The 22,884-nt window shown below is 67.2% G+C and carries 22 protein-coding genes; 17 read left to right on the top strand and 5 right to left on the bottom strand.

The window, feature by feature from the left end; genetic code table 11:
- The first annotated feature begins 101 nt into the window (after nt 1-101).
- The 10 genes from ACLBYA_RS02230 to ACLBYA_RS02185 all read left to right on the top strand — a co-directional run bounded on the left by ACLBYA_RS02230 (nt 102) and on the right by ACLBYA_RS02185 (nt 10,672).
- Nucleotides 102-1,502: a flavin monoamine oxidase family protein gene (locus ACLBYA_RS02230; protein WP_447707714.1), complete on the top strand. Its 1,401-nt coding sequence runs from the start codon at nt 102-104 to the stop codon at nt 1,500-1,502.
- Nucleotides 1,499-3,565: an acetate--CoA ligase family protein gene (locus ACLBYA_RS02225; RefSeq protein ID WP_447707713.1), complete on the top strand. Its 2,067-nt coding sequence runs from the start codon at nt 1,499-1,501 to the stop codon at nt 3,563-3,565. The genes ACLBYA_RS02230 and ACLBYA_RS02225 overlap by 4 nt, the downstream gene beginning before the upstream one ends.
- A complete protein-coding gene (locus ACLBYA_RS02220) occupies nt 3,562-4,371 on the top strand; it encodes an SDR family oxidoreductase (protein WP_447707712.1) in 810 nt (269 codons plus the stop codon). Before ACLBYA_RS02225 ends, ACLBYA_RS02220 begins: the two co-directional genes overlap by 4 nt.
- Before the next feature lie 17 nt (nt 4,372-4,388).
- Nucleotides 4,389-5,555, top strand: coding sequence for an acyl-CoA dehydrogenase family protein (locus ACLBYA_RS02215; RefSeq protein ID WP_447707711.1), 1,167 nt, complete (start codon nt 4,389-4,391; stop codon nt 5,553-5,555).
- 82 nt (nt 5,556-5,637) lie between these two features.
- Nucleotides 5,638-6,234, top strand: coding sequence for a TetR/AcrR family transcriptional regulator (locus ACLBYA_RS02210; protein ID WP_447707710.1), 597 nt, complete (start codon nt 5,638-5,640; stop codon nt 6,232-6,234).
- Nucleotides 6,235-6,283: 49 nt separating this feature from the next.
- Nucleotides 6,284-7,630, top strand: a complete 1,347-nt coding sequence (locus ACLBYA_RS02205) for an NAD-dependent succinate-semialdehyde dehydrogenase (RefSeq protein WP_447707709.1) — start codon at nt 6,284-6,286, stop codon at nt 7,628-7,630.
- Nucleotides 7,631-8,200: 570 nt separating this feature from the next.
- The gene (locus tag ACLBYA_RS02200) at nt 8,201-9,205 is read left to right on the top strand and encodes a methyltransferase (RefSeq protein ID WP_447707708.1); all 1,005 of its coding nucleotides are present in this window, start codon (nt 8,201-8,203) and stop codon (nt 9,203-9,205) included.
- A gap of 66 nt (nt 9,206-9,271) precedes the next feature.
- On the top strand, nt 9,272-9,778 hold the full coding sequence (locus tag ACLBYA_RS02195; RefSeq protein ID WP_447707707.1) for a YkgB family protein: 507 nt from the start codon (nt 9,272-9,274) through the stop codon (nt 9,776-9,778).
- Nucleotides 9,779-9,797: 19 nt separating this feature from the next.
- Nucleotides 9,798-10,433, top strand: a complete 636-nt coding sequence (locus ACLBYA_RS02190) for an RNA polymerase sigma factor (RefSeq protein ID WP_447707706.1) — start codon at nt 9,798-9,800, stop codon at nt 10,431-10,433.
- Nucleotides 10,430-10,672 carry an anti-sigma factor family protein gene (locus ACLBYA_RS02185; protein ID WP_447707705.1) on the top strand — a complete coding sequence of 81 codons (243 nt, stop codon included), beginning with the start codon at nt 10,430-10,432 and terminating at the stop codon, nt 10,670-10,672. The genes ACLBYA_RS02190 and ACLBYA_RS02185 overlap by 4 nt, the downstream gene beginning before the upstream one ends.
- A 3-nt stretch (nt 10,673-10,675) precedes the next feature.
- Here the strand turns inward: ACLBYA_RS02185 and ACLBYA_RS02180 are convergent, their stop codons facing one another.
- Both ACLBYA_RS02180 and ACLBYA_RS02175 read right to left on the bottom strand, forming a co-directional pair.
- Nucleotides 10,676-10,888: a response regulator transcription factor gene (locus ACLBYA_RS02180; RefSeq protein ID WP_447707704.1), complete on the bottom strand. Its 213-nt coding sequence runs from the start codon at nt 10,886-10,888 to the stop codon at nt 10,676-10,678.
- 80 nt (nt 10,889-10,968) lie between these two features.
- Nucleotides 10,969-11,457: a hypothetical protein gene (locus ACLBYA_RS02175; protein WP_447707703.1), complete on the bottom strand. Its 489-nt coding sequence runs from the start codon at nt 11,455-11,457 to the stop codon at nt 10,969-10,971.
- A gap of 601 nt (nt 11,458-12,058) precedes the next feature.
- Here ACLBYA_RS02175 and ACLBYA_RS02170 point away from each other — a divergent pair.
- Genes ACLBYA_RS02170 through ACLBYA_RS02160 form a run of 3 tightly spaced genes read left to right on the top strand, consistent with a single transcriptional unit; the run spans nt 12,059 to nt 13,390 of the window.
- Nucleotides 12,059-12,379: an ArsR/SmtB family transcription factor gene (locus ACLBYA_RS02170; RefSeq protein WP_447707702.1), complete on the top strand. Its 321-nt coding sequence runs from the start codon at nt 12,059-12,061 to the stop codon at nt 12,377-12,379.
- Nucleotides 12,379-13,011 (top strand): cation transporter, encoded by a 633-nt coding sequence (locus tag ACLBYA_RS02165; protein ID WP_447707701.1) that lies wholly within the window; start codon nt 12,379-12,381, stop codon nt 13,009-13,011. The genes ACLBYA_RS02170 and ACLBYA_RS02165 overlap by 1 nt, the downstream gene beginning before the upstream one ends.
- Before the next feature lie 19 nt (nt 13,012-13,030).
- Complete coding sequence (locus ACLBYA_RS02160; RefSeq protein WP_447707700.1) at nt 13,031-13,390, top strand: DUF1622 domain-containing protein; 360 nt, start codon at nt 13,031-13,033, stop codon at nt 13,388-13,390.
- Here ACLBYA_RS02160 and ACLBYA_RS02155 read toward each other — a convergent pair.
- Nucleotides 13,378-14,520: an acyltransferase family protein gene (locus tag ACLBYA_RS02155; RefSeq protein ID WP_447707699.1), complete on the bottom strand. Its 1,143-nt coding sequence runs from the start codon at nt 14,518-14,520 to the stop codon at nt 13,378-13,380. The two genes, ACLBYA_RS02160 and ACLBYA_RS02155, sit on opposite strands and share 13 nt — an antisense overlap.
- Nucleotides 14,521-14,555: 35 nt before the next feature.
- Nucleotides 14,556-15,413 carry an LLM class F420-dependent oxidoreductase gene (locus ACLBYA_RS02150; protein WP_447707698.1) on the bottom strand — a complete coding sequence of 286 codons (858 nt, stop codon included), beginning with the start codon at nt 15,411-15,413 and terminating at the stop codon, nt 14,556-14,558.
- A 158-nt stretch (nt 15,414-15,571) separates the two neighbouring features.
- Here ACLBYA_RS02150 and ACLBYA_RS02145 point away from each other — a divergent pair, with 158 nt between their 5' ends.
- The 4 genes from ACLBYA_RS02145 to ACLBYA_RS02130 all read left to right on the top strand — a co-directional run bounded on the left by ACLBYA_RS02145 (nt 15,572) and on the right by ACLBYA_RS02130 (nt 20,042).
- The gene (locus tag ACLBYA_RS02145; protein ID WP_447707697.1) at nt 15,572-17,083 is read left to right on the top strand and encodes a cellulase family glycosylhydrolase; all 1,512 of its coding nucleotides are present in this window, start codon (nt 15,572-15,574) and stop codon (nt 17,081-17,083) included.
- Between the two features lie 336 nt (nt 17,084-17,419).
- On the top strand, nt 17,420-18,037 hold the full coding sequence (locus ACLBYA_RS02140) for a hypothetical protein (RefSeq protein ID WP_447707696.1): 618 nt from the start codon (nt 17,420-17,422) through the stop codon (nt 18,035-18,037).
- Nucleotides 18,038-18,552: 515 nt separating this feature from the next.
- Nucleotides 18,553-19,026, top strand: coding sequence for a hypothetical protein (locus ACLBYA_RS02135; RefSeq protein ID WP_447707695.1), 474 nt, complete (start codon nt 18,553-18,555; stop codon nt 19,024-19,026).
- A 575-nt stretch (nt 19,027-19,601) separates the two neighbouring features.
- A complete protein-coding gene (locus ACLBYA_RS02130; RefSeq protein WP_447707694.1) occupies nt 19,602-20,042 on the top strand; it encodes a hypothetical protein in 441 nt (146 codons plus the stop codon).
- Between the two features lie 50 nt (nt 20,043-20,092).
- Here the strand turns inward: ACLBYA_RS02130 and ACLBYA_RS02125 are convergent, their stop codons facing one another.
- On the bottom strand, nt 20,093-22,753 hold the full coding sequence (locus tag ACLBYA_RS02125; RefSeq protein ID WP_447707693.1) for an AMP-binding protein: 2,661 nt from the start codon (nt 22,751-22,753) through the stop codon (nt 20,093-20,095).
- Nucleotides 22,754-22,884 lie beyond the last annotated feature (131 nt).

Below are 22,884 nucleotides of genomic sequence, written 5' to 3'. Positions count from 1 at the left end.
TTTAGAAAGAGTGTGTGGCGGGCGCCACGTCTTGTCAACCGTCCGGTGCGAGTCACAAAAATACTTGACTGGTGAGCCAGTTAATAATTAGGCTCGCCGTCATGACCCACAGTTCCCCCCTTCGTCCGACCGCCGGGCCGCTGCCCACTGCGGCGACCGTGGCCGTCATCGGCGCCGGCTACGCCGGTCTGTCGGCCGCCCTGGACCTGCACGATGCCGGTATCGACGTGCTGGTGCTCGAAGGCGCCGACCGGGTCGGCGGACGAACGCTCACCGAGCGCGACGGTGGACTGGTGATCGACCACGGTGGGCAGTGGGTGGGCCCGACCCAGGTCCGGCTGCTGGCCGCCGCCGAGCGATTCGGCTGCACCACCTTCCCGACCTACAACGCCGGTACGCACCTGGAACTGTGGACCGACGGGCTGAGCCGGCCGTTCCGCGGCGCCGGGCCCGAGGACGCGCCCGGGGTTGCCGAGTACATCGCGGCGACCGAGGCCATCGATGCTCTGGCCGCCACCATCGATCTGCAGAATCCCACTGCGACACCGACGATCTCGCAGTGGGACAGCCTGACCGTGCAGTCCTACCTGGAACAGGCCGTGCCGTCCGCGGACGCCCGCACCCGGCTGGCGCTGGCCGTGCAGGGCGTGTGGACCGTCGAGCCCCGCGATATCTCGCTGTTCCACTTCCTGTTCTACATCGCCGCCGCCGGAGGCTTCGACCAGCTGATGGAGACCGAGGGCTGCGCCCAGGAACGCCGCTTCCGCGCCGGGGCACAGTCCGTCGCCCTGGCCATCGCCGAACATCTCGGGGCGGCCGTACAACTGCGCGCCGCGGTCGGGCACGTACACACCCTCGACGACGGGACCGTGCTGCTCGACACCACCCGTGGTCAGGTGCGGGCGCAGCGCGTCATCGTCGCCGCCGCACCCGGCGCCGCCGTGCGGATCGACTTCACCCCACCACTGCCGCAGGCCCGCAGCCGGTGGATGGAACGTAATCCGATGGGTGATGTCGCCAAGATCCACACCGTCTACGACCGGCCGTTCTGGCGCGACGCCGGCCATTCTGGGGAAGCGACCGTTTACGGAAACCACTCGGTGGGTGTCGTTTTCGACAATTCGCCGGAAGATGGACATGTCGGCGTGCTGGTGTCGTTCGTCTACGCCGAACGCCAGCAGCGCTGGTCGAGACTGTCCGCCGACGACCGCCGCGCCGACGTGCTGACCACCCTCACCGAACTGTTCGGGGCTGCCGCGGCCACACCGGCGCGCTACACCGAGAAGAACTGGCCGCAGGATGCCTGGGCCCGCGGCGGTTATGCCGCCAATCCGGCGCCCGGGGTCTGGACCGAACACGGTGAGACCGGTTGGCGCACCGCCTGCGGGCCGATCCACTGGGCCGGGTCGGAGACCTCCGAGGTGTGGAACGGCTATATCGAAGGCGCCATCAACTCGGGACAGCGCGCCGCCGCCGAGATCGTCAACGAGCTGCAGTCGTGATCACCGCGCCCACAACGGATCTGCGTGTGTTCAGCGATCCGTCCTCCGTCGCTGTCGTCGGCGCCTCCGCGGACCGTGCCAAGTGGGGCTACTGGCTGGCCTCCGGTGCGCTCACCGGCGCCCACCGGCGCGCAGTGCACCTGGTCAACGCCCGCACCACCACCGTGCTGGGCCAGCCCTGTGCGGCAAGCATTTCCGAGCTACCCGACACACCCGAACTGGTGGCGCTGTGTGTACCCGCCACCCACGTGGACGATGTCGTGGACACCGCGCTGGCGCGTGGCACCCGCGGATTCCTCGGCATCACCGCAGGCATGGCCGACGACACGGCGCTGGCAGCCCGGATCACCGCGGCCGGCGCCCGGCTGATCGGCACCAACAGCCTGGGCATCTACGACGCCACCAACGACCTGCGGCTGATGTGGGGTGTGCCCACTCCGGGCCCGCTGGCCATCGTCTCGCAGAGCGGCCAACTCGGTTCGGAGCTGATCGCCCTCGGCCGCCGGTTCGGGCTCGGGACCTCACGATTCGTCTCGATCGGTAACCAATCCGATGTCACCGCAGCCGAGGTGCTCGCCGATCTGGCCGGCCACGACGACACCCGGGTCATCGCGCTCTATCTGGAGAGTTTCACCGACGGTGAGGCACTGTTCGACACTCTGGCCGCACTGCGTGCCGTGGGCAAGCCGACCATCCTGCTCACCGTCGGCGCCAGCTCTGCCAGCTCGAGGTTGGCCCGCACCCACACCGGATCGCTGACCTCGTCCCTGGATGTGGTCGACGCCGCGTGCCGGGCCGCCGGAGTGGTGCGGGTCGGTACCCCCGCCGAACTCATCGAAGTGGCAAGGGGTTTCCTCGTCGTACCCGGCCTGCGTGGGCGGCGAGTCGGCGTCGTCGGGGACAGTGGCGGGCAGAGCGGTATCGCCGCCGATGTCGCCGCCGCCGCGGGCCTGGCGGTGCCGCAGTTCGGCGCCGAGCTGTCCCAGCGGCTCGCTGAGGAACTGCCGGCCGGCGCTGCGTCGGCGAACCCGGTCGACCTCGCCGGTGCCGGTGAGCAGGACCTCGCCAACTACGCCGCGATCATCGAACAGGTCAGCACCGCAGGCGATGTGGATGCCGTGCTGCTGACCGGATACTTCGGTTGTTACGGCCAGGATGTCGCTGAGCTGACCGCCGCGGAGACCGCGGTGGCCCGGCGCATCGGTGCATTCGCACACCGCGCGGCCATACCCGTCGTCGTTCACACCATGGCACCGGAATCCGAGGCCGCCCAGGCGCTCTGGGAGGCCGGTGTGCCGACCTACGGTCACATCGAGGCGGCCACACGGGTCCTGGCCGGGCTGGCCGCCGCCACTCCCGTGCAGCGGGACGCCGTGTCGGACCCGGTTGCCACCGGGTCCGCGGTCGGGCCCGGATACTGGTCGGCCCGGGCACTGCTGGCCGAGGCCGGGGTGGCGTTCCCGCATGGCACCGTGGTGCGTGACGGTGCCGAACTATCCACTGCGATAGCAGAACTCACCATGCCGGTGGTGCTGAAAGCCGGATGGCTGGAACACAAGAGCGAGGTCGGCGGTGTGCGGGTGAACCTGCGGGACCGCGCCGATGTCGAGGCTGCCTTCGCGGATATGTGGACCCGGCTCGGCCCGGGGGAGTACGTGCTGGAGGAACAGGACCGCCGACCCGACGTCGTCGAGGTGCTGATCGCCGCCCGTCGTGACCCGCAACTGGGGCCGATGGTCGTCGTCGGCGCCGGCGGCACCGAAACCGAGATGCTGCGCGATATCCGGATGGAATGCGCACCGGTGTCGGCCAGCACCGCCGCCGCGATGCTCGACACGCTGCGGATGGCTCCGCTGCTACGAGGTTGGCGGGGTCGGGCCCCGGTGGACATGGCGGCCCTGGTCGACGCGGTGGTCGCGGTCTCCCGCTTGATCGCGGCCCGGTCCGATATCGCCGACATCGAACTCAACCCCGTGCGCGCCACCGCATCGGGTGCGCTGGCCGTCGATGCTCTGGTGGTATCCCGATGCACGACAACCGATCCGGAAGGTGATCAACCATGACAATCCCGTCCACCCTGGACACCACCACCGAGTTCGCCGACCGGGTCGCCCTGGTCACCGGTGGCGGCTCCGGCATCGGCCGGGCGATCGCGCAACGCTGGGCGCGGGCCGGCGGCACCGTCGCCGTGCTGGGCAGGCGCCGGGAAGCGCTCGACGAGACGGTGCAGCTGATCACCCACGCCGGCGGGCGCGCCGAACCGGTGGTCTGCGATGTCCGCGACCACGCGGCGGTCGCGGATGCCGTCGACGCCGTGGTTGCCCGGCACGGCCGGCTCGACGCCCTGGTCAACAATGCCGCAGGCAACTTCGTCGTGCCCTCGGAGGACCTGTCACCCGGTGGCTGGAAGGCCGTCACCGACATCGTGCTCAACGGCACGTTCTACTGCACCCACGCCGCGGCCCGGCACATGCTGGCCGCCGGCGGCGGCACGGTGCTCAACATCATCGCCAGTTACGCCTGGCACGGGCACCCCGGCACCGTGCACAGCGCCGCGGCCAAGGGCGGGGTGGTCGCGATGACGCGCACGCTGGCCGTCGAGTGGGGTGCGCGCGGCGTGCGGGTCAACTGCCTGGCCCCAGGCCCCACCGAAACCGCCGGCGCCGGTGCCGCGCTGTGGGGTACCGAGCAGGCCCGCGGGGAGGTGCTGGCCGGCGTGCCCGCCAACCGGTTCGCCGAACCTGCCGAGATCGCCGAGTCGGCGGCTTTCCTGCTCAGCGACCGGGCCGGCTACATCACCGGGGAGGTGCTCGTCGCCGACGGCGGGCAGTGGCTCGGCAAATCCATCTACACCGATTCATCCCACTGATCCGAAGGAGTCATCACATGGTCGCCGTGACCACCAACATCCCGGCCTGGCCGCTCACCGACGAGCAGCGCCAGATCGTCGAACTGTGCCGCGATTTCGCCGCCAAGGAGATCCGGCCCCGCGGCCGCGAGGTCGACGAGGCCGACACCGTCACTCCCGTCGACATCTTCGCCAAGGCCGCGCAGGTCGGGATCACCGATTTCATGATCCCCGAGGAGTACGGCGGCGGCGGTTTCACAGATGTGTTCACTCAGTGCCTGGTGCAGGAGGAACTGTGCTTCGGCGACCCGGGCATCGGAAACCTGGTGTGTTCCAACGGTTTCTTCTCCGACCCGATCATGGTGCTGGGTACCGAGGAGCAGAAGAAGCGCTGGCTCACCCCGCTGACCGGACCCCAGGCGGTCATGACGGCGCTGGCAACCACCGAACCCGAATCCGGCTCGGACGCCGCCTCCATCGCCACCACCGCCCGCCGGGTGCCGGGCGGCTACCGGATCAGCGGGCAGAAGGCCTGGATCTCCAATGCCGGTGCCGCCGAGCAGTACGTGATCTTCGCCAAGACCGATCCCACCCAACGGTCGGCGGGCATCTCGGCCTTCCTGGTCACCAAGGATGCCGAGGGGCTCACGTTCGGCGAGCCGATGAAGAAGATGGGCCAGCGCGCGATCGTGTGCCGCGAGATCTTCCTCGACGATGTGTTCGTCGGCGAGGAGGACCGGCTCGGTGAGGAGGGGCAGGGCTTCTACGGCCTGATGGGCACCTTCGACATCTCCCGGGTGGTGCTCGGTGCCGCCGCGGTCGGCGCGGCCCGCGCGGCCTACGAGTACGCCTTGGAGTATGCGAAGACCCGCAAGCAGTTCGGGGTGCCCATCATCGAACATCAGGCGGTCGCCTTCCGGCTGGCGGATATGGCCACCCGGATCGAGTCCGCTCGGCTGCTCACCCTGCACGCGGCGCGCGTCATCGACAGCGGTGCGCCGGCCCGCGGGATCGCCGCGATGGCCAAACTGACCGCCTCGGAGACCGCGATGTTCGTGACGCATGCGGCGGTGCAGACCCTGGGCGGTTGGGGTTACTCGCGCGAGTACCCGGTCGAGCAGTGGATGCGCGATGTCAAGCTGGAGGAGATCGAGGAGGGTACCTCCGACATCATGCGGCTGGTGATCTCCCGAAACCTCGACTGATCCCAACCCTATTGACCGGACGGCCAGTTATTCGACTTGTACCATCGGAGCGACTGCCCAGATCTGCGGACCGGAGGACCGAATGCCACGCCCGAGTGTGGAAGCCGAGCGCCGGCCACAGATCTTGGCGGCAGCGTGCGCGGTGATCGCCTCGGCGGGCATCCCGGCCCTGCGGTTGTCCGATGTCGCGCGTGAAGCCGGTGTGAGCTCGGGGACGGTGCACTATTACTTCGAGACCAAACGCGAAGTGATCGCCGCTGCCTTCGAGTTCAACCTGGCCGACTCGCTGGCCCGGCGCCAGGAGCTGCTGGCCTCGGACAAGGACCACCTCGCGGTGCTGCACGACCTGGTCGAGTCCTACCTGCCCAATGACGAACTGTCGGTCCGGGCCTGGAAGGTTTGGCTGGCGCTGTGGGCCGAGGGCAGCCGGGATCCGGTGCTGCAGGAGATCAACGACCGCCTCTACGGCCAATGGCGCGATGTGGTGGCCGGGGTGATCCAGCAGGCCCAGGACGAAGGGCTGGCCCGGCCCGGTGACGCGGCGGCCCAGGCGAACATGCTGATCGGCATGCTCGACGGGCTGGCCGTCCAGGTCGTGCTCGGTTCGCCGAGCATGTCCCTGGAGCTCATGCGCCGAACCTGCCACGACTTCATCGCCGAAGTCATTGCCCGTTCATGAGCCGCCGAGACATGCTGTAACCGAACAACATCGAGGAAAGGTGCGACAGATGAGTCTCTATGCAGTCGTTGATCCGGCAACCGGCGAGGTGGTGCGCGAGTACCCGACCGCGACCGATGTGCAGATCGAGGAGGCGATCTCGGCGGCGTCGAAGGCGTTCAAGGAGTGGTCGAAGACCACGACCGTGGCCGACCGCGCGGCACTGATCCGTAAGGTCGCCGAACTGCACACCGAGCGCAAGGACGAACTGGCCAAGATCATCCAGCGTGAGATGGGCAAACCGCTGGACCAGTCGGTCGGCGAGGTCGAGTTCAGCGCCGCGATCTACGAGTTCTACGCCGACAACGCCGAGAAGTTCCTGGCCGACGAGCCGATCGAACTGCTCGACGGTGAGGGCAGCGCCGAGATCCGCCGGTCCGCGGTGGGTGTGCTGCTGGGCATCATGCCGTGGAACTACCCGTACTACCAGGTCGCCCGCTTTGCCGGCCCGAACCTGGTGCTGGGCAACACCATTGTGCTCAAGCATGCCCCGCAGTGCCCCGAATCGTCGGCGGCGCTGCAGCAGATCTTCCTCGACGCCGGCTACCCCGCGGGTGCCTACGTCAACGTGTACGCCACCAACGAGCAGATCGCCGAGGCCATCGCCGACCCGCGTGTGCAGGGCGTATCGCTGACCGGTTCCGAGCGTGCCGGTGCCGCGGTCGCCGAGATCGCCGGACGCAACCTGAAGAAGGTGGTGCTCGAGCTCGGCGGGTCCGATCCGTTCATCGTGCTGTCCTCGGCCGACCTGGACGCCACCGTGGAGGCGGCCGTGGACGGCCGTTTCGAGAACACCGGGCAGGCCTGCAACGCCGCCAAGCGGATCATCGTGGTGGAGAGCCTCTACGACGAGTTCGTCGACAAGTTCACCGGCAAGGTGCTGGCCAAGGCCGACGGGCTGGCCCCGCTGTCCTCGGTGGCCGCCGCCGAACGCCTCGACGAGCAGGTCAAGCGCGTCGTCGCCGACGGAGCCACGCTGACCACCGAGGGCCAGCGCAACGGCGCGTTCTTCCCGCCCGGAGTGCTCACCGGTGTCTCACCGGATGCACCGTCATCCAAGGAGGAACTGTTCGGCCCGGTGGCCACCGTCTACAAGGTGGCCGACGAGGACGCCGCGGTCGACCTGGCCAACGACACCCCGTTCGGTCTCGGCTCGTATGTCTTCACCACCGATGCCGACCAGGCCAAGCGGGTCGCCGACAAGATCGACGCCGGCATGGTGTTCGTGAACGCGGTCGGCGCCGAGGGTGTCGAATTGCCGTTCGGCGGCGTCAAGCGTTCCGGCTTCGGCCGCGAGCTCGGACGCTTCGGCATCGACGAGTTCGTCAACAAGAAGCTCGTGCGCATCGCCGGCTGACGGTCACCCGGCGTCACGCAGCAGCGGACTCGGTGCTGCCTGGGTCGGGCCGGTCGGTATCGGCGGTGTCGCCATCGGTATCGGTGTCGTTCTCGTTCGGCTGCGGGGCCGTCCTGCAGATCGTTGCCGTCCGAGTCGTCAGGGTCGGAGTCCTCGGTGGTGTCTTTCGGCAGATTGTGGCCGGGTGCCAACGTCAGCATCCTGCGGTGTGTCGTACCCGGTGCGTCCGCGAGGTCGCCGTCTGATCCGAGCCCGGTCCTCTTCGGCGTGGGCGACGCCGGCGCCGACAGGAGCTCGGCCGCCGGCTCGCCCTGTGGCAAAGGTGACGTTGCCGGTGCGAGCCGTTGCTCCGCCGGTTCACTCTGCCTGGCAACGATATTCGTCACCATGTTACGGAATCCGGCCCCCGGGGCGTTGCCGATGTCCGACGCGACCTTCAGCAACCCGTCGGTCGGATTGTGCGCGCACGCCAGGGCAACGGCATGAGTAGTGGACTACTTGGATACGGCCGATCGCCGCCGGCTCAGGGTAGGGCGCACACGACGCCGGATCTGTGATTGCCTCGAGACGATGAGCATCACCGATTTTGATCCCGAGACCATGGGTGAGCTTCGGCGTCGTTGCGACCTGTCCTTCCCCTACGCGGTGCGGGCAGCCGTCACGTTGAAGGTGGCCGAACATCTGTCGAGCGCGCCGCGGACCACCGTGGCGCTGGCCGACCTGACCGGTACCCAACCGTGGGCACTGGGCAAGGTGCTGGCCCGGCTGGCCGCGGAAGGCTACCTGGACCATTCGAGCGCCGACCGATCGTGGTCACTGACCGCGGCCGGTGCGATCCTCACCAGCCCGCACGTGCGTGGTGCGCTCGCCGCCGACAGCGGTCATGCCCAACTCGACGCGGCTTGGCCGGGCCTGCTGCACACGGTCCGCACCGGTGAGGCCGGTTATCCACAGGTGGTCGGCCGCAGCTACTGGGACACCGTGGCGCAGAACCCGACATTGGGGGAGACCTTCGACACCGGGCTGTCGCAGTGGGCCGGCCAGTGGTCCGGGGATCTGGCTGCGCTGATCGGCGCCGAGTTCGACGGCCACATCGTCGACGTCGGTGGCGGCGTGGGCCGGGTGCTGGCCGACGTGCTGACGGCGTGTCCGCGGGCCACCGGCACCGTAGTGGAACTGCCGTCGACCGCCGCCCGGGCGCGAGAATTTCTGGGCGACAGCGGGTTTGGTGACCGGGCCGGCTGCGTCGAGCAGAGTTTCTTCGAACCGCTGCCCGCCGGGCAGGTCTACCTGCTCACCCAGATCCTGCATGACTGGCCGGATGCCGAGTCGGCGCTGATTCTGCGTCGCCTGGCCGAAGCCGTCGGCGTGGGCCGGATCCTCATCGTCGAGCGGGTCCACGACGAGCTGCCCGGAGCCGATGAAGCGGCCTTCGATCTGCTGATGAACGTCGTGTTCGGCGGCGGTGAGCGATCACCGGCCGACTATGCCGCGCTGGCGAACACGGCCGGTCTGCGGTTGCTCGAGCGCACCGTGATCGGAGCCGGGATGAGCGTGCTGGAGTTCGCGGTGTAACGCTCGACCGCCGACACCACACTCCCTGTGCGTATCCGTTATCGGAAAATGCAGAGGGAGTCGGCAATGACCGTCACGCAGGAAACCCGTTTCGTCCACACCCGGACCACGCTGGCCACCGTCGGCGGGTACGCCGCCCGGTACGGTCTGGTGGTCGTGCTGGCCTGGATCGGTGCACTGAAATTCACCGCCTACGAGGCGCACGGTATCGAGCCGTTGGTGGCCAACTCACCGTTCATGAGCTGGATCTACGGCATCTTCTCGGTGACCACGTTCTCCGCCCTGCTGGGTGTGTTGGAGCTCGCGACGGCCGCGATGCTGGCGGTCAAGCCATGGTTGCCGCGGGTCGCGGCGGTCGGCAGCGTTGTGGCGATCGGGCTGTTCGCAGCGACCATCAGCTTCCTGTTCACCACACCCGGGGTCGGCGAGGCCTCGGCGGGCGGGTTCCCGGTGCTGTCGATGACCGGCCAGTTTCTCATCAAAGACGTTGCACTGATCGGGATCTCGCTGTGGACCTTGGCCGATGCACTGGCCGCGGTGCGCGTTCGCCGTGATCTCGCGGATCTGCATTGAGTCCTACGATGGTGTCGCCATGACCACCACGGCACCGGATGAGGCCGCCCTGGTCGCCGCCCTGCGGGGCGGTGACGAGGCGGCCTTCGCCGCGCTCGTCGAACGGCACACCGCGTCGATGCTGCGGGTGGCCGGTGGTTATGTGCCGAATCATCAGATCGCCGAGGAGGTGGTCCAGGAGACCTGGGTTGCGTTGCTCAAAGGTCTCGACCGGTTCGAGGGCCGATCATCGTTGCGGACATGGCTTTTCACCGTGCTGGTGAACATTGCCAAGACCCGCGGTCTACGCGAACGGCGCGATACCGAGGTGGCGGTGCTGGCCTTCACCGAGGGCACCGTGGACCCGGCCCGGTTCCGCGATGCGTCCGACGAATGGGCCGGGCACTGGAAGGAACACCAGGCGCCCACCCCGTTCCCGGATACGCCGGAGGGCTCGCTGCTGGGTGACGAGTTGCTCGCCGTGACCCGCCGCGAGCTCGACAAGCTACCGGCCCGCCAGCGTGAGGTCGTCACGATGCGCGACGTGTTGGGGATGGATGCCGCCGAGGTGTGTGAGCTGCTGCAGATCACCGTCGCCAACCAACGTGTACTGCTGCACCGCGGGCGGGCCGCGGTGCGCCAAGCACTCGAGGACTACCTGAAGGAGCCGGCATGACGGACAGCGAGCCGATGAACTGCAACGAGCTCGTCGAACTGGTCACCGCCTATCTGGACGGTGCGCTGGATCTGGAGACCCGCGCGCGGTTCGACATCCACCTCACCGAGTGCGACGGTTGCGACAACTACCTGCAGCAGCTGCAGGCCACCGTCGGTGCGCTCGGCAAGGTGGACGCCGGTCAACTCGATCCGGCCTTCCGGGACCGGTTGCTCGGCGCGTTCCGCGACTGGAGGTGACGGTTACCCGGCCTTGCAGCTGGCCCGGTAGATGTGTCCCTCGATGGTGCGCACCGAAAGCGAGACATTCTCGGCGATCTCGCGGTTGGTCAGACCCTGCGCCACCAGCAGCGCGATCTCGCGTTCCCGCTGGGTGAACGGCGGGGTGAACCGGGCCGCCGCGATCGCCGGGCTGACCGCCCCGCCGATAGGAGGCCGCGGCCTGCCCGGCGGCATCGGCCGCCGCCAATCGATTCCATCTGCGCCGAAATCTGTTCCAGCTGCTCGGCATCGTCACGGGCGACCGCGTCGGCGTACTACGCGGCAAGCGAGGCCCGTGGGCCCCGCACCAGACGCGCGAGTTCGGTAAGCCGCGGTCTCGCCGAGGTGTCGTCGAACTGCACGGCGGTTTGCAGGTAGAGCAGCTCACGAGCCCACTGACCGTGTGCGGCGGCGAACTGCGCTGCCCGCCAGGCCTGTTGGCGGGCCTCGCCGAGCCGCAACCGGGCGGCGGCCAGCCAGGCGGCGGCGATATCGGCACTCGATTGGACATAGACATAGGACGGGTGCCGGTGGGCGTGGGCGCTCTGCAGCGCCGCCTCGGCCGCATCGATCTGTCCGGTCCGCGCCAGCGCCTGTGCGCGCAGCAGCTGAAAGCGGTGAAAGCTGTTGGCCAGCACGAAGTCGGTGTCGGTGTCGGTGTCGGTGTGGACGTCGGGGAGCAGGTGCAGCGCGGCGGTCAGGTCGCCGGCGGCCAGCGCCGCCGTGCCGGCCAGTGCCAGGGCGGCGGAGCCCTTGCGCTGCATGAACAGGTTGTAGGCCGGTGCACCTGAGCCGGTACGCCGACAGAACCGCGGGGTCGGCAGGCAGGTCGGACTCCAGCCGCAGCAGTCCGCGTCGCACCGAATATGCCTTACCGGAACCATCATTCATGACAGCGGCGAGCTGTCCGCGCAGCCTGCGCAGCCGTGTCGGACCACAATGGTCGAGTCGCACTTCGGCATACATCGGGTGACCGACGAAAAACCACATCGCCGTCGGCGGGAACACTCCCGATCTGTTGTTCCACGATCTCCGCAGGCGATCAACCGGTCGGCCGCCCGTTCGTGCTCGACGGTCTCGCGCAGAAACATCACGTTGCCCTGGGTCAGCCGCCAGATTCGTACCGCGCAGTCCGGGTCTTGCCGACACCGCCTTTCCGGCCAGTGCGACGCCACGGTAACCGTGGCCGGCCAGGGGATCCGGCGATGACGCCGAACTCCTCGTCCCGGCCGGTCAACGGCCAGCGCTCACGCATTGTGCCGATGCTGATGCGCTGCACGTACCCCTGTCAGGCGAGCGCGGTGAGCCGCAGGCTGACGGATGGCGACCTCCTGATAGTACATAAATTGATGTACTATCTGCGTCATGGAAACCCTGTCCCATACCGATGCGCTGTCGCGCTTCGGTCATGCGCTTTCCGATGTGACGCGAGCCCAGATCCTGCTGAACCTCAACCGGGCACCGGGCTATCCGTCTGAACTGGCTGAGCAACTGGGGGTGTCGCGGCAGATCCTGTCCAACCACCTGTCCTGTCTGCGTGGCTGCGGCCTGGTCACCGCGGTGCCCGAGGGGAGGCGGACCCGCTACGAGTTGGCCGATGACCGGATCGCCCGCGCGCTGGGCGATCTGATGGGTCTGGTGCTGGCCGTCGACCCGAGTTGTTGCACCGATTGCGCGTGCTGCTGATGACCGTCGGAACGACAGCGGCGCGGCAGGCGACCCTGGCCCGTCGCATCCGGTGGTTCGTCGCGATCACCATCACCTACAACGTGATCGAGGCGATCGTGGCGCTGACCGAGGGCGCCCGGGTGTCGTCGACCGCGCTGATCGGGTTCGGCCTGGACTCCACCGTGGAGGTGGCCTCGGCTGCCGCGGTGGCCTGGCAGTTCGCCGGCCGGAGGCCGCAAGAGCGAGAGAAGGTGGCGTTGCGGATCATCGCGTTCTCTTTCTTCGGGCTGGCACTGTTCGTGACGGTGGACGCGGTGCGGGCGCTGACCGGCGCCGAGCAGGCCCGGCACAGTCCGATCGGAATCGGGCTTGCGGCGGCGAGCCTGTTGATCATGCCGGTGCTGTCCTGGGCTCAGCGTCGGGCCGGTCGGGAGCTGGGATCACGCTCGGCCGTGGCGGATTCCAAACAGACCCTGTTGTGCACCTATCTGTCCGCGGTCCTGCTGGCCGGGCTGTTGCTCAACAGCGCCTTCGGGTTGTCCTGGGCCGACCCCGTGGCCGCTCTGGTGATCGCGGCCGTCGCGGTCAAGGAGGGACGCGAGGCATGGCGGGGTCAAACCTGCTGCGCGGCAACACACCAGTGCGGCTGAGCCGTAATACCGTTGCGCCATGAGCTTCTACGAGGTCATCGAGACCGTGGGCGAGGTCATCGACGGTATCGGTGTTGCGGTGATCGCCATCGGCGCGCTGCTGGCGGCCGCCGCGACGGCGCGTCGGATCCTCGGCAAGACCGGCGACGCGTACCGGTTCTTCCGGGAACGACTGGGACGCTCGATCCTGCTGGGGCTGGAACTGCTGGTGGCCGCCGACATAATCCGGACCGTGGCGGTCACCCCGACCTGGGAGAGCGTCGCGGTGCTCGCCGGCATCGTGTTGATCCGCACGTTTCTGAGCTGGTCGCTGGAGCTGGAGATCACCGGGCGCTGGCCGTGGCAGCAGCGCAGTAGGACCGACGCTCAGACGGGTTGACGCTGTTGGGCGCCGACGGGTTCACCGCGGACCCGGGTCCAGCGGTGCAGTAACCACGCTGCCGGAACCGACAGCGCCAGCGTGGTGAGGAACAGGCCCGGCATCGACCCGGTGAACACCGGCCAGCGCAGCACCGAGGCCATCGCCACTTCCATCAGGATCACGTGCACCAGAAAGACCTCATAGGAGATCTCGCCCAGCCACACCACCGGCCGGCTGCCCAGTAGGCGGGCGAATCCACCTCCGGGATCGAGCACCAATGGGGCCAGCAGGCCCACCGCGACCACTGCGTACAGGGTGGATTTCAGCACGGCTTGCCACGGCTGTACCGGTGCCGCCGTCACCGCTCCGGCGATCGGGAGCGCCACCACCAGCAGTGCGATCACCGCGATCACCAGCGGGACGTCGCCTCGGCAGCGCACCGCGCCGACCTGCAGCACCGCAAGCGCCATGCCGCCCACGAAGTGGATCAGGTGGGCGGGCAGCCAGATGTTGGCCGAGGTGGGCAGCACGTCCGTGGCGTGCTGCACCCACAGCCAGATCGGTGTGACCGCACCGAGGGCGGCCAGCCCGGCCAGTACCAGCCGCGGCTGCCAACTCCTTCGACACAACACGTTCAGCAGCAGGCCGGCCAGGATCGGCAGGGCCGCATAAAACGCGACCTCGACCGCCAGGCTCCACATCTGGGTCAGGCCCTGATGCATGACGGCCAGTCGGGGATAGATCTGAGTCAGCGTCAGGTGCTGCACCAGACCTGTCCAGGTATGACCGGGATTCGGTCCGGCATGGCGGAACTCGTACACCAGGTAGGCGGCCAACACCACCACGACATAAGCGGGCATGATGCGTCGCACCCGGTGCCGGGCATAACGCCGCACCGATGGTGCCGCGGTGCCGTCGCGGACCGCCGTCAGCCACGGCCGGAACAGCAGGTAACCGGAGAGCGCAAAGAACACCGGCACACCGACCTCCAGGCGTGCATACAGCGATCCGAAATAGCCGCCTGCCAGCTGACCGGTGCCATAAGCCGCGTGGGTGGCGACGATGAGCAGGGCCGCCAGCGCCCGTAGTCCGGTGAGGGCGGCCACCCGGTTCGGCGTGCCCGGACCGGCATCGGGTGTGGGTCGCATATCCCCTTCAGGGTACGGGCGCATGCCCTCGGGCCTCAGATCGCGGAGGCCAACCGGCCCAGCACCTCGAGGTGGTCGTCGACCGTCGCCAACCCGGCCCCCATGGTGTTGATCGCCAGATGCGATGCGCCGACCTGCGTCCAGGAGGCGATCTCGGCCAGCGTCGCATCGTCGTCACCGTGCCAGGACGCGCGACCCTCCATACCGATCGCGGCCGGGTTCCGGCCGGCCGCGGCGGCGGCCTCGTCGACGACTCCGCGGGCGTGGTCGAGTTTCTGGCCGGGGCCCATCATGGGGAACCAGCCGTCGGCCAGCCGGCCGGCCCGCCGGTATCCGGCGTCGGATGCCGACCCGATCCAGATCGGGATGGGCCGCTGGATCGGTAGCGGCGCCAGGCCGGCGCCGGTGATCCGGTGGTGAGCACCGGTGTAGGTCACCGAGGGCTCGGTCCACAGCCGCCGCAGCACCTGCACCTGTTCGGCCGACCGCTTGCCGCGGGTGCCGAAATCCTCGCCGAGCGCCTCGTATTCGACGGCGTTCCAGCCGATTCCGATACCGAGCCGGAGCCGGCCGCCGCTCAGCAGGTCCACCTCGGCGGCCTGCTTTGCCACCAGAGCGGTCTGGCGCTGCGCCACGATGATCACGCCGGTCACCAACTCGACGGTCCGGGTCACCGCGGCCAGATAGCCGAACATCACCAGCGGTTCGTGAAAGGTGGTGGTGACGTCGTACGGTCCCGCCCAGCCGGTGTGCACGGCCGGGTCGGCGCCGACGACGTGGTCGTAGGCGAGGATGTGGGTGAATCGCAGTTCCTCGACGCGCTGCCCGTAGGCGCGCACCGCACCCGCGTCGCCACCCAACTCTGTCTGTGGGAATACCACTCCGATCCGCATGTCCCCAGCATGCCCGACGTATCGGTGACCTTTTTCGACACGCCGATATGGCTGCGGTCGTTCCGGGGGCCGTTCCGTTAGAAAGTATTCAAAATGGGAAAGGCCGCGGGATGTTCGGGATAACGGTGCGTCGGAGAACGATATATCCGCGCCGTAAATTGTGGCGGACCGCCCTCGGTGCCATTGTTTCGGCGCTGTGCGTCATCGCTCTTATCGCCACACCCACCTCCCATCGGCCGCGGCAGGTCATCGCCGAGGCGCTCAATCCGTTGAGCTTCCCGGCTACCACCATCGGATTCGCTGATTCGCAGGTCTACTTCTATGACGAACCCCAGGTGACGCAGACGGTCCAGAAATGGGTCGCCGACGGGGTGCGCCTGGTCCGGATCGGGATTCCGTGGGCCGGCGTCGAAGCCATCAAGGGTCGCTACGACTGGGCCCGTGCAGATCGAGTGGTGTCCGCGGCCGCCGCCGCGGGTATCTCGGTGATCGCCTGCATCACGTCGAGCCCGTGGTGGGCGATGGCGATCGGTTCGATGCCACCACACGGAAAGCCGGCCTCCCCGGAGGCCTATGGGAAGTTCACCGCGAAGGTCGCTGAGCGGTACCGAGGCAAAATTGCGGCGTACGAGATCTGGAACGAACCCAATGGTTTCACCGGCTATACCCCGTGGCCCGATCCGGCCGGATATACCGCCCTGTTGAAGGCCGCCTATCCGCGTATCAAGGCGGCCGATCCGGCGGCGGTAATTCTCGGCGGAGTCCTGGGATCGGGAAAGACCTGGGGCGCCATGACAATTGATCCGGTCACATTTCTGAAAAGGATGTACGCCAACGGTGCCCAATCGTTTATGGACGCATTGTCCTATCACCCGTACAGCTACAGCATGAAGTTCTCCGGCGGGATGTTGCAGCCCGATTCGCCGGTGGAGCAATTGGTCCGGATGCGCAAGGTGATGCTGGACAACGGAGACGGCGCCCGCAAGATCTGGGTCACCGAATACGGTGCGCCGACCAACCGGGTCAGCGAGGCCAAGCAAGCCGACTTCATCGCCGACATGATCAGCACCTGGCAGGAGTTGCCCTACGCCGGCCCCCTGCTGCTTTATACGACCAGAGACCTGAACAGTTCCGGACGCAACGATGACGAGCGGTTCGGTATCTACCGCTCCGATTGGGTGCCCAAGCCGGCCCAACGGTTGCTGCAGGCCCGTCCGGGCGTCCGGGAGGTGTACGCAAGGTTCGCCGCTCAGGCTGCCGCCGCTGCACCCGTTCTTGGCGAGGTGCTCAGCCCCGTATATGCCAACACCTCGAAGGTGTGGACACAGCAGTGGTCGCTGGGCATGTTGTGGGAGACCGCGCCCGGCACCTTTGCGGCGTCTCCGACGCCGGTCATCGAGCTGGCGCGGGCGCGTAACGGTGGGCTACCCAAGACGACGTTCAAGGACGGCTACCAGGACTTCGGGGGCTGGCAGCCCTTCCGCGTCTGGTACTCGCCGCAGACCGGCGCGCAGTGGGCCAGTGCCGAATTCGCGAAGAAATGGGTGCCCGAACTGGGGTTGGCCACCTCGTCGGAGAAGTGGACCCACAGCGGGACGCGGGTGACCTTCCAACGCGGTCACATGACCTGGGTGCCCTGGGTGGGTGTCAAGGTCGTGGTCACTGGGTAGCTGTCAGCAACTCATGACCGGACCGAGTGGTCAGGGTCGGTAGCGGTGGGGCAGGCGCTACCGACCCTTTTGTCTGCCTGGGTGGGCGGCGCGGTTCCGTCGGTTCACTCTCCTGAATTCAGGATTTGCTGAAACCGCACTCATGATCTTGATTGAACGACGATGGCAAATCGTGATCTTTTACGGTCGACCGAGGGGTTCTTCCGTTCTGGCAATCATGGAAGACGTCTCCCAAGGCTGGGAAAAGAGCTGATCAAATAGTGTCTAATGAGCGATTTTAGTGCGGTCTTCGCTTACGGTCTCGCGCGAGTCAGCGAACGCGCTTCCTTCGACAGGATGGCCGAATTCGGAAAATCTGCGCTGGGGTCTATTCCATCAGGCAACCTACGTGATAGCTTCATCGCGTTGGTTGGGGAATTTGCTGAAAGGGAGATCAACATGTACCGACGTACAGAGAAGTCCGTCAGGATGATCGCTGCTACTGTCGTCGCCGGGGGTGGGATCGCGCTGGCCATGGGCGCCGCGACGGTGGCCGCCGGCGCCGCGCACGCGGACACCGGGCAAAGCACGACCCAGAGCTCGAACAAGTCGCCGCTGCAGCGGTTGGGCAAGTTCGGCTCGAACCTGACCCAGAACATCGGCACCGTCGGCAGCAATCTGCAGATCAACGGCGGCACCGCGGCCGGCAATGCGCAGCAGCAGCTCGGCCAATTCGGAAGCAACCTGCAGCAGAACAGCGGTGCGGCAGCCGCACACGTGCAGCAGCAGCTCGGCACCGTGGGCAGCAATCTGCAGATCAACGGCGGTACGGCGGCCAGTAACGCGCAGCAGCAGCTCGGCCAGGTGGGCACCGACGTGCTGGTCAACGGTGGCACCTCGGCGAGCAATGCTCAGCAGCAGCTCGGCCAGGTCGGCACCGATCTGCTCGAGGGCCTCGGCAGTCTCGGCAGCTAGACACGCGCGAAAGAGGCGGGCAGCGGGGGATACTCCCGCTGCCCGCCTTTGTGGCAGCTGGTCTCCCGTCTTCCTTCAAACGCGATTCATTGCTTTGCTGCAAGGGGTGGGGTCGCCCTGGCGGATGAACCCGGCATGCTCGGATCGATTTGTCACCAGGCTTGGGTTTGCCGTATCAGCAGCAAATTGAAGATCACTGCGATCGGGCGATCGGCGAGATAGTCGTCGGCCGGTGCTGAAAACGTGCGTTGATCTTCAAAGTAGCTGCAAATTTCTTGATATCAGGCACTATCGGTTGTTGCTGTGATGTCCCTATCGCGCGCATCGACTGTGGGTGCGTCCATGTTGTCGAGCATTGCTGAAACTTCTCTGACCTTGATAGCAAACGTCAGTTCGGGCCGATCGGGGTTTGTCGCGAATCTGAGCCGGGTACGCGACGGAGGTGCCAATGGGCGCAAAACAGATTCGCAATTGTGTTGCTATAGGAGATGATGATGGATCGCAAGGGTGCGGGCATGCCGATTTCGTTCAAGGGTGTGGCGTTGATGGGCGCGGCTGCGGCGGTGTCGCTCGGGGTGGCTGTGGCGGGTGCCGGAACCGCCGCGGCTGACACCGAGGACAGCCCATCGGCGCGCCAGAGTGTGCAGAGCGCCACTGGTAGCAGTAGCAATCCCCGGGACTTCGGAAGCAACCTGGTGCGCAATCTCGGCAAGTTCGGAAACGACTTGGTGCAGAACGCCGGCCGCGTCGGCAGCGACGCGCAGCAGCGACTGGGCGGGGCCGGGACCAATGCGTTGATCAACACCGGAACCGCGGCAGACAATCTGGTGGAGAACGCCAGCGAGGCCGGCGGCAACGTCTACGGCAACGCCACCGATGCAGGCGCCAATCTGGGCGAGAACCTCGGTGATGCCGGTAGCAATCTGGTCGACAACGCGAACGAGGCCGGAAGCAACCTCGGCGAGAACCTCGGAGATCTCTTCGATTGATTGATCGCGGCCGCCTCGCGACGGGCAGCGGAATTCCGTTCCGTTGCCCGTCGCGCTGTGCGCCGCCGCGAACATGCGAGGTGACAGTCGTGCGGCGACGGCAGCCGCAACGCGACCGGGAAGTGCCACGGGTCGTTCTGATGTAAAGGTTTGCTGATCGGCTGACTGGTTCGGGCGTGTCGCATTTGCCGTTCGCCGTAGACCGAGGCTTGGCGAGAGGATGTTTGCTGATTCGGTAGCAAAAGGTGCGTGTACCGAACTGTCGCTGGCGTCGTCGACCGGGCCTTGGTGATGCTGGTCGACGACCCGGCGCCGGAAGGGCCTGATAACGGCATAATTGTCGCCAGCGAAAATACTTGCTGCCCTTCAAGATCTGTGAAAGGCGAGGTCACACTCCCTGCCGGCGACGTTGCCACGTCGCGATAGCTAGTCGAATGACATGGATCCAGCAAAGAAAAATGTGGTTTGAACCGTGATCTACGGGGGCACTTCTTCGGCGTCAGATATGATCTGCGCCACACAAACCGTGTTAGCTTCAGACGGTTCGTTAGGTATTTGCTGGAGGGAGACGAATCATGGATAGCAATCGGGTGGGGATGCCCAAGATGATCAGAGGAATGGTGCTGACCGGTGCCGCCGCAGCAATGTGTCTGGGCGTCGCGGTCGCGGGTGCCGGGACGGCATCGGCGGACGACAGCGCGTCCGCTGCGCAGGCGCACGTCGCCGCCCAGCAGCGCGCCGCCGGTCTGACGCCGGAGGACATCGGCGAGTTCGGTGACAACCTGGTGCGCAATGCCGGCCAGTTCGGCAGCAATCTGCAGCGCAATGCCGGGCAGGTGGGCAGCGATGTCCAGCAGGGTCTCGGTCGCGTGGGCACCAATCTGCTGGTCAACGGTGGCACCTTCACCGACAACCTCGTGCAGAACGTGAACCGGACGGGCAACGATCTGGGTCGCAACGCCGGGACCGCCGGGCGCAATCTGATCCGCAATATCGGGAGCCTGTTCAACCGCTGAAGCGCGAAATGGTCGGGGTGACAGGGCATTCTGTCGCCCCGACCTTTTCGTCAGGACTGTGCGAGAACTTCGTTGACGAACTCGTAGACCGCACCGATATGCGGCTCGCGCACGATCGACATGTGCGTGCACTCCAGGTGACGGATGTGCAGGTCACCGGTGAGGATCCGGGGCCACAACCGCGGATCGTCCTTGTTGAGATGGCTCAGCACGAGCAGGGCGCGGCCGGCCCAGGGTTCGGGCGCGTAGCGCAATCCGATCATCATGCCCCACTCCTCGACCGCGACCGTTTTACGATCGAGATCACCGACGAACAGCCCGGCCAACCGGAACTCCTTTTGATGCTCCCACCAGGATTTGGCATCGGTCTGCATGTTGTCCTGCAGCGTCACCTTCACATCCGGCAGCTCGGCCCGCGCCTTCTTCGCCGCCAGTGGTGACAGCCACGGATCCAGCATGACGAGCAATTCGATTGTCTCGCCTTCGCTTTCGAGGATACGGGCCGCCTCCAACGCGATATGCGAGCCCAGCGAATGGCCGATCAGCCGATACGGACCGTGCGGTTGCACGCGTCGCAGATTGCGCACATGCCGACGCGCCGACGCGCGCACCGACATATCGGGGATCGCGCGTTTCTCCAGCCCCTTGGGTTCCAGGGCGTACACCGCGGTCTGATCGCCCACCCGCTCGGTCAACGGCACGAAACACAGCGACGAGGCACCCGCGCCCGAGAAGCAGAACAACGGCGGGCCGATGGTGTCGTCGGACAACGGACGTAAGGCCACGGTGGTCGGCGGCAGCGCTGCAGCGGCATCGGAACCGGCCAGCTTGCGTGCGAACTCCGCCACGGTCGGCGCACTGGCCAGATCCGAGGGGTTGAGCTTCACGCGGTGGGTCTCGTACACGCTGGTGAGCATCTGCGTGACGGTCAGCGAGTCCCCGCCGAGCGCGTAGAAGCCGTCGGTGCGGCCCACCTTCTCCACGTGCAGCGCCGCGGCCCACAAGGTGGCGATCGACGTTTCGTGTTCTCCGCGAGGAGGATCGAACTCGGGTCGGCCTACCGGTGGTAGGGCCGTGCGGTCCACCTTGCCGCGGTCGCCGCGGGGCAGCGCGCTGAGCACCACGATGTGTGCGGGCACCATGTAGGGCGGCAGATCCCGGTGCAACCGGGTCCGCAGATCGGCCACCGCCGGCGTGCGGGCATCGGGATCGGCGGCCACATATGCCGCCAGCGTCGGGGTGCCGGAGGTGTCGGCGATGACGGCGGCCTCGACGACGTCGGGATAACTCAGCAGGGTGGATTCGATCTCGGCGGGCTCGACGAGATAGCCGCGGATCTTCACGGTGGAATCGGCGCGGCCGGACAGCACCAGGTTGCCGTGCTCGTCCAGGCGCCCGACATCGCCACCGGCATAGGTCCGCGATCCGTCGGGGTGCATGGTGAACGTCGCTTCGGTGGCCGCCCGGTCCAGGTAGCCGAGCGAAAGATGCCGCGACGTGATGGAGACACCGCCGTCCTCGGCGATGTCGATCCGCTTGTGCGGTGCGACAACTCCGACGGGAATGACACCCTGCGGCAGTGTTGCGCCGGGTGGGATGTCGTAGGAGGCGATGGCGAGTGTCTCGGTCGAGCCCGCCCAGTTGGTGAAGACGGCGTTGGGCGCGAGCTCGCGGGCCGACCGCACGTGCCGGGCGTGGGCCGGCTCGCCGGTGGTGACGATGCGCTGCACCGTGGGCAGGGTCCGCCCGCGGGCCGCACGGTGCAGGGCGTCGACAAATGCCGGCGTGCAGGTGATCGCCTGTGCGCCGGAGTTCAGGATCTGGTCGAAGGCATCGGCGGCCGATGTCGTCTGTGGATCGACCGCGATGATCTCGGCCCCGCCCAGCAGCGAGGCGATCAGCACGTTGAGGCCCGCCGCGAAGCTGATCGGCATGCACAGTGCGACCTTGCGGCCGTCGCCGAGGCCGAAGCGGTCGTTGAGCAGCTGGGCATCGCACTGCCACAACCCGTTCGGATGTAGCACCGCCTTCGGTGTGCCGGTCGAGCCCGAGGTGAACTGGATGCTGGTCAGGTCGTCGTGGGTGACGCCGGCACCGAAATCTCCGGCCTCGGCGCCGACGGGTAACTGCGCGGGGACCGTCACCACGAGATGCCGATATCCGTGCTCGGCGAGGATGGCCGTGATCTTCTGTACGCGGTTCTCCGGCATCGCCGGATCCAGGGCCACCACCGGGCTCCCGGACGCGAACAGTCCGAGCACAGTCGCCACCGCAGGTGCGGTCAGTGGGGCCGGGACAAGGACGGCGTGCGGTCCGGGCTCGGAGGGCCCGGGCCGGGCCGAAGACGCTGCCGCAGCGAGCAATTGACCGTAGGTGACATCCTCGGTGGCGGTGCGTAGGGCGACCTGGTCGGCCCGCGCCCGCGCAGTCGCGGCGAAGTGGGCGGGCACCGACGGGTGTGCCAGGTCGCGGTCGGGGAACGCCGCGTCCTGCCGGATGGGTTCGGACGGCCCCACCGCCGCGTCGTAGAGACCTTTCGGGGTCGGCGCGCCGCGTCGACGCGACCGGATCGCCCACCCGGTGCCGAGGGCAAGGGCGGCCGCCGTCCCCGCGATGCCGGCGACGGGTGCGATGCGTCGCCATCCGCGGATGCCGACAACGGCGCGCGGCGCTTTGCTGCTGCGCCCATTAAACCGGCTGACCTGCGTCATCAAACCTACTTCTACTGTGCTGAAACGTTTGCTGGAGTTGGGGTTTCGGCAAACCGAGCGTGCCGATCCGTCGACCCGAACTCCGCAGAGTTTAGACCCCCTTGTCTAACTATGATGAGGCTAGCCTCACC

It is taken from the genome of Mycobacterium sp. C31M, from assembly GCF_053345865.1.
The sequence above is the reverse complement of the archived record's forward strand: the minus strand, read 5'-3'. Positions and strand labels throughout refer to the sequence as shown.